11 protein-coding genes are annotated in these 14073 nt (G+C 46.5%); all 11 read left to right on the top strand.

Features of this window, described 5'->3' with window-relative positions; genetic code table 11:
• The first annotated feature begins 23 nt into the window (after positions 1 to 23).
• Entirely contained in the window at positions 24 to 1406 is a 1383-nt protein-coding gene (locus tag AABI08_RS01790) for a gluconate:H+ symporter (protein WP_338343390.1), read from the top strand.
• Between the two features lie 146 nt (positions 1407 to 1552).
• Positions 1553 to 3163 carry an APC family permease gene (locus AABI08_RS01785; protein WP_338343389.1) on the top strand — a complete coding sequence of 537 codons (1611 nt, stop codon included), beginning with the start codon at positions 1553 to 1555 and terminating at the stop codon, positions 3161 to 3163.
• 191 nt (positions 3164 to 3354) lie between these two features.
• Positions 3355 to 4782, top strand: coding sequence for an APC family permease (locus AABI08_RS01780; protein ID WP_338343388.1), 1428 nt, complete (start codon positions 3355 to 3357; stop codon positions 4780 to 4782).
• A 102-nt stretch (positions 4783 to 4884) separates the two neighbouring features.
• Entirely contained in the window at positions 4885 to 6219 is a 1335-nt protein-coding gene (locus AABI08_RS01775; RefSeq protein WP_338343387.1) for an aspartate aminotransferase family protein, read from the top strand.
• 277 nt (positions 6220 to 6496) lie between these two features.
• Positions 6497 to 9178, top strand: a complete 2682-nt coding sequence (alaS, locus tag AABI08_RS01770; RefSeq protein WP_338343386.1) for an alanine--tRNA ligase — start codon at positions 6497 to 6499, stop codon at positions 9176 to 9178.
• Between the two features lie 135 nt (positions 9179 to 9313).
• Positions 9314 to 9565, top strand: coding sequence for an IreB family regulatory phosphoprotein (locus AABI08_RS01765; RefSeq protein WP_059393587.1), 252 nt, complete (start codon positions 9314 to 9316; stop codon positions 9563 to 9565).
• Complete coding sequence (gene ruvX / locus AABI08_RS01760) at positions 9565 to 9996, top strand: Holliday junction resolvase RuvX (RefSeq protein WP_047975301.1); 432 nt, start codon at positions 9565 to 9567, stop codon at positions 9994 to 9996. The genes AABI08_RS01765 and ruvX overlap by 1 nt, the downstream gene beginning before the upstream one ends.
• A gap of 49 nt (positions 9997 to 10045) precedes the next feature.
• Positions 10046 to 10345, top strand: a complete 300-nt coding sequence (locus AABI08_RS01755) for a DUF1292 domain-containing protein (RefSeq protein WP_059393585.1) — start codon at positions 10046 to 10048, stop codon at positions 10343 to 10345.
• A 439-nt stretch (positions 10346 to 10784) separates the two neighbouring features.
• Positions 10785 to 11717, top strand: a complete 933-nt coding sequence (locus AABI08_RS01750; RefSeq protein ID WP_338343385.1) for an aspartate carbamoyltransferase catalytic subunit — start codon at positions 10785 to 10787, stop codon at positions 11715 to 11717.
• Positions 11714 to 12982, top strand: coding sequence for a dihydroorotase (locus AABI08_RS01745; RefSeq protein ID WP_338343384.1), 1269 nt, complete (start codon positions 11714 to 11716; stop codon positions 12980 to 12982). The genes AABI08_RS01750 and AABI08_RS01745 overlap by 4 nt, the downstream gene beginning before the upstream one ends.
• A gap of 4 nt (positions 12983 to 12986) precedes the next feature.
• Positions 12987 to 14072, top strand: coding sequence for a carbamoyl phosphate synthase small subunit (locus tag AABI08_RS01740; RefSeq protein ID WP_338343383.1), 1086 nt, complete (start codon positions 12987 to 12989; stop codon positions 14070 to 14072).
• Position 14073 lies beyond the last annotated feature (1 nt).

Raw genomic sequence — 14073 nt, 5'->3', positions numbered from 1 at the left:
CCAAGTGGCTTTCGTATGGATAAATGGAATTTGTTATGTTATTCGTGTCCATCTTACTCTTGCTGGTTTTAATCACCAAGTTTAAGTTGAACACCTTTGTATCGTTGGTCATCACGGCCTTCGTTTTGGCCCTCTTGTTGGGCATGAACCCATCAAAGATCCCGGATGCCGTTTTGGGCTCCCAGGGAATGGGAAACATCTTGGGATCAAACGCCGTTATCTTCATCTTTGGTGGGATGATTGGTCGTTTGGTTGCTGATGCTGGCGGTTCTTATCGAATCGCTAAGACCTTGATTGCTTGGTTTGGTTTGAAGCGTTTGCAATGGGCCGTTTTGTTAGCTTCCTTTATCATTGGAATTTCAATGATTTTCGGAGTCGGCATGGTTTTGTTGATTCCAATCGTCTTTGCCGTTGCCATTGAAGCGGGTGTCCCATTGCTTTACTTGGGAATCTCAATGACGGCTGCCTTGTCATCTGCACAAGGTTTCTTGCCACCACAACCAGCTCCAACTGCTGTTGCCTCACAATTGGGCGCAAACGTTGGTTTGATGTTGATTGTCGGTTTGGTTGTTTCAATCATCACAGCGATTGTTGCCGGTCCTGTTTATACAAAGTTGGCACAGAAGTTTGCTCCCGATGCCTTCCAATTCAAGGAACACATTGAAGCAGTTGGTGAAGTGAAGGAATATGACTTAGATAAGTCACCAAGCTTTGGTTTGTCAGTTTTGACTTCTGTCTTCCCATTGATCTTTATGATCATCGCCACTGTTTATAAGTTGGTGGTTTCAGGTGGAAAGGCCCCAGCTCATCCTGACATGGTTTACCGAGTAATTGATTTCTTGGCAAACCCAGCTGTTGCGATGACGATTTCTTTGATTTTTGCTATCTTTGCGATGGGACCTGGTCAAAAGCGTTCAATGAAGGATGTTGAAGCTTCATTGACAGAAGGCTTGAACTCAGTTGCCGGCATCTTGTTGATTGTTGGTGGTGGTGGTGCCTTGCGTGGTGTTTTGGTGACATCAGGTATGTCAAACCAAATCGCTCACTTGTTCCAATCATCAGGTTCAATGTCTCCAATCTCGATTGTTTTGTTTGCTTGGGCAGTAGCCTCATTGCTTCGAATTGCCGTTGGTTCAGCCACGGTTGCTGGTATCACGGCCGTTGGTGTCGTGAACGGTATCTTAGCTGCCAACCCACACGGTGACTTGTTGCTTGTCTTGGTTGCCTTGGCCATCGGTGCAGGTTCATTGATTGCTTCTCACGTTAACGATGCTGGATTCTGGATCTTTAAGGAATACTTCGACTTGACGGTTAAGCAAACCTTCCAAATCTGGACGGTTTTGGAAACAGTTATTTCCGTAACTGGTTTGATTGTTATCTTAATTATTACGGCACTTTTTGTTTAAATCAGTGCAAAAAAGAACTGTTGGTATTAACAACCAGCAGTTTTTTTGTATAATAGAGTTGCAATTTGTAATCGTTCTGGTACAATAGTGACCATTGGTGATTCACGTGTAAGTGGTCACTTCGATAAATGTGATGGAAGGATATTATGAAATCTCATAAAATTGGTTTACTACAACTTGTTCTTTTGGGACTAGGATCATTGATTGGTTCTGGTTGGCTGTTTGGTTCTTGGGAGGCAACGCGAGTTGCTGGACCAGCCGCCATTATCTCATGGGTAATTGGTGCAGTCGTGATTGGTGTGATTGCTTACACCTATATTGAATTGGGGACAATGTTTCCGCAATCGGGTGGAATGTCAAAGTTTGCCCAGTATACTCACGGATCGCTCTTAGGTTTTATTGCCTCATGGGCGAACTGGGTATCATTGATTACTTTGATTCCAATCGAAGCGGTGGCTGCCGTTCAATATATGTCAACTTGGCCTTGGAAATGGGCAAACTGGACGCACCATTTCTTGAGTAACGGTCAAATCACGACACCAGGATTGCTCATTGTCTTTGGCTTTATTGTCATTTTCACGTTGCTCAATTACTGGTCCGTGACCTTGTTGACTCGCTTTACTTCGGCAATCTCATTCTTGAAAATTGGGGTACCATTGTTGACGATTGCCATGTTGACCATTTCAAGTTTCCACCCAGGAAACTACGGCTCAACTGTTCACCAGTTCATGCCATATGGAACAGCACCAATCTTTGCGGCAACAACTGTTTCTGGTATTATCTTCTCTTTTAATGCCTTTCAAACAATCATTAACTTCGGTTCAGAAGTTAAGGACCCAACAAAAGATATTTCCCGCGGAATTGTGATTTCATTGGGAATTGCAGCAGTTTTGTACATCTTGATTCAATCAACCTTTATTACGGCGATTGAACCGTCTGAAATTGCTAAATTTGGTTGGCACGGAATCGATTTCCAGTCACCATTTGCTGATTTGGCCATCTTACTTGGCTTGAACTGGTTGTCAATCTTGCTGTATACGGATGCCTTTGTTTCACCATTTGGAACTGGTGTTTCCTTTGCGGCCTCAACCGGTCGTGTCTTGGCAGCGATGGCTTCTGATAAGCACATCCCACAATACTTGGGTAAGATTAACGAAAAGTACGGTATTCCACGAATGGCCATGGTCACGGATGCTATCTTATCAATGATTATGGTAACGGTTTTCCGGTCGTGGGGAACTTTGGCGGCCGTTATTTCAACTGCTACCTTGATTGCCTATTTGACGGGACCAGTTACCGTCATGTCATTGCGAAAGATGGCACCTGATTTCAATCGACCATTTAAGTCGAAGAGCATGAAATATATGGCGCCGTTGGCCTTCGTATTGGCCTCATTAGCAACCTATTGGGCAATGTGGCCAACCACGATTGAAGTTATCTTGATTATTGTCTTGGGATTGCCATTCTACTTCTTCTACGAGTGGAAGCAGGGTTGGTCAATGGACCGGGCTAAGCAGCAAATTAAGGGATCTTCCTGGTTGCTTTGGTACTTGGTTGCCTTGTCAATTGAATCTTATATTGGTTCGCACGAATTTAATGGAATCGGCCTCGTGAAGTATCCATTAGACTTCGTCATGATTATTATTGTTGCTTTGGCCTTTTACTTCTGGGGTACTGGCTCACGCTTGGTTACCAAGCATTTCCGCCGTGCCAAGAGGATTAATGATACGGTTGAAGTTGAAGAACCTGAACTTTAATATTGATTTAATGAAAAAGAATCGGTTAATCCGGTTCTTTTTTTAATTCAGCAAGAAATTCTTCTGATTACAAGGGGATAAATGAGAAATCAGAAAAACAACAAAGCTAGTGTTGATAAAGTGTTTGACATTTAAATTAGAAAATGCTAATATTTTTAATAGTTTATGAATTAAGAAAGTAGGAGATGCATATGGCAGATAAAAGCGGGATGGGCTCTTGGTTTAGAAAAGCCGATCCATCAGCATTTGAACAGAGTGATGCCCATCTGAAAAAGACACTGGGCGTGAAGGAAATGTTGGCCTTGGGAGTTGGAACAATTGTTTCCACGGCCATCTTTACCTTGCCAGGAATCGTGGCAGCGAACCACGCGGGTGCAGCCGTTACCTTGTCTTTCGTGGTTGCTGCGGTCGTTTCTGGTTTGACAGCCTTTGCTTATGCGGAATTTGCTTCTGTCTTGCCATTTGCCGGTTCCGTTTACTCTTGGGCTAACGTTGTCTTTGGTGAAGTTTTTGGTTGGATTGCCGGTTGGGCCTTGTTGGCTGAATATTTTATCGCCGTTGCCTTCGTTGCTTCTGGTTGGTCAGCCAATTTCCACCAATTCTTAGCTAATTTCGGCTTGTCATTGCCAAAGGCCTTGAATGGATCCTTTGCTGCCGGAAACGGTGGGGTGATTGACCTCTTCTCACTTTTGGCTGTCTTGATTGTGGCCACTTTGCTTTGGAAGGGTACGAACACGACTGCCAAGGTTGAAAATACCTTGGTTGTCTTGAAGGTCTTGGTTATCTTGCTCTTTATCGTTGTGGGTGCTACCGCTATCCATCCTTCAAACTATGCCAACTTTATTCCAGCTCATAAGCCAGGAACGACTTTTGGTGGTTGGCAAGGAATTTCAGCCGGTGCTTCACAAATCTTCTTGGCCTATATTGGCTTTGATTCGATTGCTGCCAATTCCGCTGAAGCCAAGAACCCACAGAAGACGATGCCTCGTGGTATCATTGGTTCTTTGATTATCGCCACGGTCTTGTTCGTGACGGTTGCCTTGGTCATGGTTGGAATGTTCCACTATACCCAGTATGCGAACAACGCTGCGCCAGCTGCTTGGGCCTTGGAAAAGGCTGGACACCCACTTGTGTCAAACATTTTGTCTGTTGTTGCCTTGGCTGGTATGTTTACAGCCATTATTGGTATGATGCTGGCTGGATCACGTTTGCTTTATGCCTTCGGTCGTGATGGTTTGTTGCCAAAGTTCTTGGGTGACGTTAACGGCAAAGGTTTGCCAAACAATGCTTTGTTGGTCTTGACTGTCATTGCCGTTTTGGTTGGTTCTGTCTTCTCATTCAACGAATTGGCCGGTCTGATTTCAGCCGGAACGTTGATTGCCTTTATCATGGTTTCTATTGGGGTTTACGCCTTGCGTCCACGTGAAGGAAAGGATTTGCCAGTACCTGGCTTTAAGATGCCACTTTACCCAGTTTTGCCTGCTTTGGGCGCTTTGGGTGCTTTCTATATCTTCTGGTCACTGGATATCCAGGCCCGTGTTTACGCTGGCTTCTGGTTCATCTTAGGCTTGCTGGTTTATATGTTCTATGGTTCACGCCATTCACGCTTGCACAAATAAATCAGAAACAATTAATCTAATATTTTTTCTTGAAAGCCCGGAAATTTCCGGGCTTTTATTGTATAATAATTAAAAACAAATGAGAAAAAAATGAGGTTGGGTATGAGTAAAAACTTAGATATTTTAGCCGAAGAGGACCAAAACCGAAATGAGGCGGCTCGGATTAAGTATTTTGACTTAGTCGTGCAGTCTGGCTCTGGGGCAACAGTGACGGATGCGGACGGGAAGACCTATATTGATTTGTTGGCCTCAGCCTCTGCCATTAACTTCGGTCACTGTCATCCGAAGGTGGTTCAGGCTATTAAGGACCAGGCTGAACAACTGATTTTATATACGCCAGCTTACTTTGCGAATACGACCACGGCGAAGCTTTTGGACCGGCTGTCTCGGTTGACGCCGGGCGATTTCGTCAAGAAAGTTGCCTTAGGAAATTCGGGTTCGGATGCCAACGAGGCGATGATTAAGTTTGCCAGAGCTTATACCGGGCGGCCAAATGTGGTGACCTTTACCGGAGCGATGCATGGGTCAACCTATGCGGCTTCGATTGCTTCAGCAATCTCATTGAACCAGGTCCGCAAAATTGGTCCATTGATGCCCGGTTTTTACAAGGCACCATTCCCGGACAGCCATGATCGCTTACCGGGAGAAAATGAGCATGATTTCTCCTTACGTAAATTTGCTGAATTTAAGCAGCTCTTTGAGAGTTATGTGCCGGCGGACGAAACGGCGTTGGTTTTGATTGAACCAATTCAGGGAGACGGCGGCATCGTCAAGGCGCCGCAAGAATACATGGATTTGGTTTATCAATTCACTAGGGAAAATGGCATTGTGTTTGCAGTTGATGAAGTCAACCAGGGCTTAGGCCGGTCCGGCACGCTGTGGTCCATTGATCATTTCGGAATTGTGCCTGATTTGCTAGCTATTGGAAAATCAATCGCCTCTGGTTTGCCATTGTCAGCTGTCGTTGGGAAGGCTGAAATCATGGATGCCTTGCCTGCACCGGGCCACCTCTTTACGACTGGGGGCAATCCGGTGGCTGCCGCAGCTGCTTTAGCTGGCTTAGACGTCTTAGAAGAAGAGGACTTAGTTGGTCGGTCAAAGCGATTGGGCAAGCGGGTACAAGAATACTTTGATCAGGCCCAAAAACGTTATACCTGCCTTGGTGATGTGCGCATTTACGGTCTTGATGGTGGGATTGATATCGTTGATAAGGATGGCCAACCAGACGCCCAATTAGCGAGCCAAATCATTTTCAGGCTCTTTGATTTAGGGGCCGTTATGATTACGCTTCGGGGCTTTATTTTGCGTTTCCAGCCGCCTTTGGTGATGACAGACGAGCAGCTTGACCAAGTCTTTTCGATGTTTGACCAGGTCTTTACGGAGGCTGACAATGGAACCCTGAAGCCGTTGCCAAAAGACCGCGCAATTGGCTGGTAAAGAGACTTTCGCCAAGAAAAAATTGTGCTATAATTATCCTTAGTAACTGGATATGCGGTCTTATAGCTTCCTTTTAGCAAGGTGTTGGTTGATGGAAAACACTAGGAACATGAGAGCGTGCTCCCAGGATAAATGCCGAAATCGGCCGCATCCTAGCGTTATCAGGACTTAAAGGTAAAGATTTAAAAGATCATTACAAACAGCGGTGGTACCACGGTCACGCGTCCGCTCTTTGTTTTGGTCTTTTTTTATTTAGCCGAAAACCAAAGGAGAACTCATGAAAGAATTATCATCAGCCGAAATTCGGCAAATGTTCTTAGATTTTTTTGCCAGTAAGGACCACTTGGTTGTACCGGCCAAGTCATTGATTCCAGAAAACGACCCATCACTATTGTGGATTAACTCTGGGGTAGCAACTTTAAAGAAGTACTTCGATGGTTCTGTTGTGCCACCAAAGCCTCGATTGACCAACGCGCAAAAGGCCATTCGAACAAACGATATTGAAAACGTTGGTAAGACGGCCCGCCACCATACACTTTTTGAAATGATGGGCAACTTCTCAATTGGAGACTATTTCAAGGAAGAAGTGATTCCTTGGGCTTGGGAACTCCTAACTTCACCAGAATGGTATGGCTTGGACAAGGAAAAGCTGTACGTCACGGTTTATCCAAAGGACCAAGAGTCACGCAAAATTTGGGAAGAAAAGACTGATTTGCCGGCAGGGCACGTCTACGAAGTCGAAGATAACTTTTGGGATATCGGTGAAGGGCCTTCAGGTCCCGATTCTGAAATTTTCTATGATCGTGGTGAGGCCTTTGCTGATTTACCAGCGGATGATCCTGAAATGTATCCAGGGGGCGAAAACGAACGCTACTTGGAAATCTGGAACATTGTCTTCTCACAGTTTAACCACTTGCCTGGACTAACGGACAACAGTACGTACCCAGAATTGCCACATAAGAACATTGATACGGGAATGGGACTTGAACGATTGGTTTCCGTTTTCCAAAATGGTCGAACAAACTTTGACACGGACTTGTTCTTGCCAATTATTCATGAAACTGAAAAATTAGCTGATGGTGCCAAGTACGACGAAACTAAGGATACGGCCGAAAACGTCTCCTTTAAGGTGGTTGCGGACCACATTCGGGCAATTTCCTTTGCCATCGCGGACGGGGCTAAGCCAAGTAACGAAGGCCGTGGCTACGTTATCCGCCGCTTGCTTCGCCGAGCTGTTTTGCACGGCCAAAAGTTGGGCATTCAGGGTGAATTCTTGACAAAATTGGTACCAGCCGTGATTGGCACTTTGGATTCTTATTATCCAGAGTTGAAGGCTAACCAGGCTGAAATTGAAAAGACAATCTTGGCTGAAGAAAAGCGCTTTAACAAGACTTTGAAGGCTGGTTTGTCACTTTTGGATGAAGTGATTGCTGAAGCCAAGAAGAATGGCCAAAAGGAAATCTCTGGTGCAGATGCCTTCAAGTTGTCTGATACCTATGGTTTCCCGGTTGAATTAACGGAAGAACAGGCCGAAGACGCCGGTTTGTCAGTTGACTTGGCCGGTTATCAGAAAGCTTTGCAAGAGCAGCGTGACCGTGCGCGTGCAGCACGGTCAACCGACCATGCCATGGGTGTTCAAAACGCTGCCTTAACGGACTTGAAGGTACCATCAACTTATGTTGGTTGGACGGACAAGGCTGTTCTTGGAGCCAAGGTCGTGGCCGTGTTGGTTCACGATGAAAACGGCGTGGCCCAAGTGGCAACAGAAGCTCATGCTGGCCAAACGGCTTGGTTGGTCTTTGATAAGACACCGTTCTACGCTGAAATGGGTGGCCAAGTCGCTGATTTTGGAACGGTTAAGGACGAAAACGATAACATCTTAGCCCAAGTGACGGATGTGCAAAATGGACCAAATGGTCAACACATCCATACGGCACAAATTATGGCCGATGTGAAGGTTGACCAGGTAGTTGACTTAGCGATTGATTTGGACCGCAACCGTGCCGTGTCGTTGAACCACACGGCTACTCACATGTTGGACCAAGCATTGCGGAATGTGATTGGTGGGGATGTCCACCAGGCTGGTTCTTTGGTGGAACCTGAGTACTTGCGCTTTGACTTTAATCATGAAGGTCCGGTTGACCAGGCAACGTTAAATCAGATTCAAGACCAAGTCAACGAGCAGATTGCCAAAAACTTGCCGGTTACTTGGGAAGAAATGTCTCTTGAGGATGCCAAGAAGGTTGGCGCCGTTGCGGTCTTTGATGACAAGTACGGTGACACGGTTCGAGTGGTTTCCATTGGCGACTATAACCAAGAATTTGATGGTGGAACTCACGCCCAGTCAACAGCTGAGTTGGGACTCTTTACGATTGTTTCTGAATCCGGTATCGGGGCGGGTGTTCGTCGAATTGAAGCGTTGACTTCAATTTCGGCCTTAACGCGCTTTGAGGCAGAGGAGCAGACATTAGCTGCCATTGCCAAGAGCTTGAAGGTGCCAAACCTTTTGGCTGTGAAGGACAAGGTTGAAGAAGTGCAAGCCGATTTGAAGGCCGCTAACCAACAGATCGAGGCCATGCAGGCACAATTAGCTGCCTTGCAGGCTGGTGAACTCTTCAACAGTCCAAAGCAAATTGGTCAAGTAACGGCTGTGATTGCCCAGGTCAAGGTCGATAATGCCGGTGGCTTGCGCCAAATGGCAGATGTTTGGCGTGACAAGGGTGCGTCAAACATCTTGGTTTTGGCTGCCGCCATTGGTGATAAGGTCAATTTGTTAGTTGGTGCTGATAAGACGGCCAACGCTGCCGGCATTAAGGCGGGGGATGTGGTCAAGGCCATTGCCCCAATTGTCGGTGGCGGTGGTGGTGGCCGGCCTGATTTGGCCCAAGCCGGTGGAAAGGACCAAAGCAAGATTGCTGAAGCCCTTGACCAAGCCGAAAAAATCATTGGTCAAGCTTAATATTTTCTTTGATAGAAGGTCGATTGAAGACAACTGGCAAATTGGTCAACTTGGAATTTAGTCGGCTTTTTGCTTGGAAACGTGTTAAACTAGAGACACGTAAAAGTGAAAATTATGAAGAAAGGAGTGTGTACGATGAGTGTGAACGATAAGACTGCGATTTTTGACTTCGGTAACCAGGCACCAAAGGATATCCATGAAACGATGGTATTGGTTTATGCCGCTTTGGAAGAAAAGGGTTACAATCCAATCAATCAGATCGTTGGGTATTTAATGTCTGGCGACCCGGCTTATATTCCCCGACTCCATGACGCGCGTAATTTAATTAAGCGTCACGAGCGCGATGAAATCATCGAGGAGCTCGTACACGCCTATTTAAATAAGTAATGCGGATACTAGGACTTGATGTAGGCTCAAAAACAGTTGGTGTAGCCGTTTCTGACCCAATGGGGTGGACGGCACAAGGGGTGGAAATCATCCGCATCAACGAGGACGAAAAAGTCTTTGGCTTAGACCGCTTGGGTGAAATTATCCAAGAAACAGGCGCAAAGGGCGTCGTTTTAGGTCTGCCTAAGAATATGAATAATACCGAGGGTCCTCGTGCCGAAGCGGCGCGAGCATACGCTAAGATGGTGGAAGACCGTTTTAGTTTACCCACCGATTTTCAAGATGAACGACTGACAACGGTTCAAGCGGAACGGATGCTGATTGAAGAGGCGGACGTTTCCCGGAAGAAGCGTAAGAAGGTTATCGATAAGATTGCCGCAGAATTCATTTTGCAAAATTATTTGGATGCCAACGGTAAGTTGACCAAGTAAATCGTTTTTTTACTTTGGTGAAATCGTAACAATAACAAAGGATTTTTTTATGGCTAAGCAAAACCCAGAAATTGACAAGATTACCCTGATTGATGATAACGGCGACGAAACTTTATACGAAGTTTTGTTTACTTTCCATTCAGAAGAATTTGACCGTTCATACATCTTGCTCGTCCCAGACGGTGTCGAAGAAGATGAAGAGGTTGATGTACAAGCATATATCTTCAACCCAGCCGAGGATGGTGAAGCAACGGAAGAAGATTTGTTGCCAATTGAAGATGATGCAGAATGGAACATGGTCGAAGAAGTGTTGAACACCTTCTTGGATGATGATTCAAACTTTAACTAAGCATGATGATTAGTCACCACACTATTGTGGTGACTTTTTTTGGCTCAAATAGGTGCTAAAAAAAGGATAGTTTGGAGCAAAAATCAGCAGCAATCAGTGTTAGCTTTCTTAACAAAAGACAATAGTTGACCATCACACTTTTTTATGTCAGAAAAGCTTGCCAAAGGCATTTACAGGTGCTAGAATACTAACAAGCAAACAAAAGTTGCAATCCTTTAAAGCCGACCGGAGAGTCGCTAAGGTGGACAAGCAGCAAGGTAATGGTTGGAAGAAATTCCAGACCCCTGGGCGAGACCCTGGCTAACCTTGACAAAAAGGCTGACAAGAATGGACGAAGTGCAAGCAAAACGAGTCCAGTCAACCGCCACTGACGCTCTGATCTTAGGATTAGGGCGTTTTTTATTGGAAAATTGCAGCGGGAAAATCAAGGGGCATTGAGATGACGAATTGGAACAACTGCCTAGACCTAGCAGATTTATCAACAACGCAATTACAAGAAGTTTTGGACTTAGCCCAAGACTACCAAGCCGGGAAACAAGCACCGGCTTTGAAACGCCCAGTTTACGGGGTGAACCTCTTCTTTGAGAATTCCACGCGAACCAAGTCATCCTTTCAGATGGCGGAGAAGAAATTAGGGATTGACCTGATTGATGTTAATCCGGCGACTTCCTCCGTTCAAAAGGGCGAAACGCTGTCGGACACGCTGCGCACACTGGAAGCAATTGGCGTTGACTTTGCCGTCATTCGCCACGGCCAAACCGGTTGGTACCAAGAACTGGTTGAAAACCCCTATGTCACAATGGGCCTGTTGAACGCTGGCGACGGTGCCGGTGTTCATCCATCACAAACGCTTTTAGACCTGTTGACGATTGAGAACGAGTTTGGCCGAATTGATGGCCTGAAGGTTGGTATTATCGGTGACTTGGCTCACTCACGGGTGGCAAAATCAGATGCTAAAATCTTAAAGTCATTGGGCGCAACGCTTTACTTTGGCGGACCTGATTCCTGGTACAGTCATGATTTTGACGACCTGGGAACGTTCGGCACGCTGGAAGAAATTCTACCGGAATTAGATGTTGTCATGATGCTCCGGGTGCAATTGGAACGCTTCGACGAAGCCAACCGCGACGCCTTTACGGCCGTTGATTATTACCAACAGTTTGGCTTAACACAAGAACGAGCCAAGCTGTTACCAGAACACAGCATTATCATGCATCCAGCCCCAGTTAACCGCAATGTTGAAATTGCAAGTGAATTGGTGGATGGCGACAAATCACGAATCTTTACTCAAATGGGCAACGGGGTTTTTGCCCGGATGGCGATGATTACCAAGGTCCTACAGGCACGCGGCTTAATGGAGGCTGACAAATGAGAGTATTAATCAAGCATGCGGCAATCAACAACCGTTGCCAGGACATCTTAATTGTAGATGGCAAGATTGAAAAAATTGCCCGTGGAATTGAAGTCCCAGCCGACGAAGAAATTAACGCCCACGGTGCCACGGCTATTCCTGGTCTGATTGATGTTCACGTGCACTTTCGCGAGCCAGGCTTAACTTACAAGGAAACCATCGAGACCGGCTCGCATGCAGCCGCTCATGGAGGCTTCACAACAGTGATGACCATGCCAAACGTCAAGCCAGTTGTTGATACTGCCGAGAAGGTTCGTCAACAGGTTTTGTTAAATCAGGAAAATAGCCTGGTGAAGATTGCCCAATTTGGTGCGCTATCTGCCGACCTGGTTGGCGTGGGCGCAGCTGATTTACAGGCAATGGCTGATGCCGGTGCCATGGCCTTCTCAAACGATGGCCACGGTGTTCAAGACGCGCAGACGATGTTGGAAGCCATGAAGGCAGCTAAGCAGGTCGACCGCGTGATTTCGGCTCACTTGGAAGATGATTCCTTAATCCAGGGCGGCGTGATGAATGCCGGACCGGAGGCTGAGCGCTTGGGCTTGCCTGGGATGACAGGGTTGTCCGAATCAACCCAATTAGCTCGCGATCTGGTAATGGCGCAGGCAACCGGTGTCAAGTACCACATCGCCCATATTTCAACCAAGGAATCGGTTGCCCAGGTTCGCTTGGCCAAACAAATGGGCCTGTCAGTGACGGCGGAAGTTTCACCACACCACCTGTTCTTGGATGACAGCATGATTGAAACCGATGACCCAATGTTCAAAATGAACCCACCATTGCGGTCAAGAGAAGACCGACTAGCCCTAATCGCTGGGCTTTTGGATGGCACGATTGACATGATTGCCACTGACCATGCGCCACACAGCGCAGAGGAAAAATCAGGTTCCATGCACGATTGCTCATTTGGCATTGTGGGACTGGAAACGGCTTTGCCCTTGGTTTATACCCGCTTTGTTAAAAGCGGCTTAGTCGACCTAGATACTGTCCTTGATTGGATGGTCCGACGACCAAAGCAGGTCTTTAACCTCGCATCTGCAGGTGAACTACGAGTTGGCGACGCAGCCGACATCGCTCTGGTTGACTTCATCCATCCATACAAGATTAACCCAGAAGAATTTGAATCAAAGGGGAAGAATACCCCATTTACCGGTCAAGAGGTTTACGGTAAGGTCTTAAAGACCTTGGTCGACGGCCGCTTGGTCTATCAAGCAAAGAAGGAGTAAGGCAATGCAAGGATACTTAGTATTGAAAAATGGATCAGTTTACGCCGGTGAGCGTTTTGGATCCGAAAAAGATTTGTTAACAGAAGTTGTCTTTTCAACCGGGATGACTGGTTACCAAGAGACGATGACTGATCCCTCATATTTTGGCCAAACAATGGTCTTTACCTATCCTTTGATCGGTAATTATGGTATTAACCTAGACGATAACGAAGGGGCTGGCAGCAAGCCTGCCGTTGATGCCATTATCGTCAAGGACCTGGCTCGCCGTCCTGCCAACTTCCGTTCTGTGATGACCCTTGCTGATTTTGCCAAGGAAGAAGACTTACCAGGATTGACTGGCGTTGACACGCGGAAATTAGCCAAAGAAATCCGCGACCATGGTTCAATGCCTGCCGTCTTGGTTTCTGAATTAAATCAGGAAAAGATTGATGCCCTCTTTGCTCAGGACTACCCATCATTGTTGTTGGCCCGGGCCAAGAAGGAAGAAGAAATCGAAACTTTCGTTGGTGAAGCTGACGGTCCAAAGATTGCTTTGTTGGACTTTGGGTTGAAGGGCTCAATTGTCAAGGCCTTGCAAAAGCGTGGCGCAACCGTGACGGTTTTCCCTGGGACGACGCCAGCTTCCGTAATTGAAGCCAGCAACCCCGACGGTGTTTTGCTCTCAAACGGCCCTGGCGACCCAACTCAGTACGGTTATGCAACGAAGACCATCCTCGAATTGCAAAATAAGTACCCAATCATGGGGATTTGCTTGGGACACCAGCTCTTCGCCATTGCCAACGGTGCCAAGACTTACAAGATGAAGTTTGGCTACCGTGGCTTTAACCACGCCGTGACGGATGTGGATCACAAGCGGAAGTACTTCACCTCACAAAACCATGGTTATGCCGTTGACCGGGCTTCATTGGCCGGTACGAATTTGGAAGTAACCCACGAAGAGATTAATGCTGAAACTGTTGAGGGCGTTCGGTTGAAGGATAAGGAAGCGTTTTCAGTCCAATTCCACCCGGATGCTTCGCCAGGACCACACGACGCCGAATATATCTTTGACAACTTCATTAACAAGTTGACGGAAAAGAAGGGAGCCTAAG

Source organism: Fructobacillus evanidus, from assembly GCF_963580165.1.
Classification (GTDB): Bacteria; Bacillota; Bacilli; order Lactobacillales; family Lactobacillaceae; genus Fructobacillus; species Fructobacillus evanidus.
This window is presented reverse-complemented; position numbering and strand designations above follow the sequence as displayed.

Excerpts from the sequence above, each read along its gene's own strand:
- AABI08_RS01790 (WP_338343390.1), top strand. The coding sequence starts at position 24 with ATGGAATTTGTTATGTTATTCGTGTCCATCTTACTCTTGCTGGTTTTA.
- AABI08_RS01785 (WP_338343389.1), top strand. The coding sequence starts at position 1,553 with ATGAAATCTCATAAAATTGGTTTACTACAACTTGTTCTTTTGGGACTA.
- AABI08_RS01780 (WP_338343388.1), top strand. The coding sequence starts at position 3,355 with ATGGCAGATAAAAGCGGGATGGGCTCTTGGTTTAGAAAAGCCGATCCA.
- AABI08_RS01775 (WP_338343387.1), top strand. The coding sequence starts at position 4,885 with ATGAGTAAAAACTTAGATATTTTAGCCGAAGAGGACCAAAACCGAAAT.
- alaS (WP_338343386.1), top strand. The coding sequence starts at position 6,497 with ATGAAAGAATTATCATCAGCCGAAATTCGGCAAATGTTCTTAGATTTT.
- AABI08_RS01765 (WP_059393587.1), top strand. The coding sequence starts at position 9,314 with ATGAGTGTGAACGATAAGACTGCGATTTTTGACTTCGGTAACCAGGCA.
- ruvX (WP_047975301.1), top strand. The coding sequence starts at position 9,565 with ATGCGGATACTAGGACTTGATGTAGGCTCAAAAACAGTTGGTGTAGCC.
- AABI08_RS01755 (WP_059393585.1), top strand. The coding sequence starts at position 10,046 with ATGGCTAAGCAAAACCCAGAAATTGACAAGATTACCCTGATTGATGAT.
- AABI08_RS01750 (WP_338343385.1), top strand. The coding sequence starts at position 10,785 with ATGACGAATTGGAACAACTGCCTAGACCTAGCAGATTTATCAACAACG.
- AABI08_RS01745 (WP_338343384.1), top strand. The coding sequence starts at position 11,714 with ATGAGAGTATTAATCAAGCATGCGGCAATCAACAACCGTTGCCAGGAC.
- AABI08_RS01740 (WP_338343383.1), top strand. The coding sequence starts at position 12,987 with ATGCAAGGATACTTAGTATTGAAAAATGGATCAGTTTACGCCGGTGAG.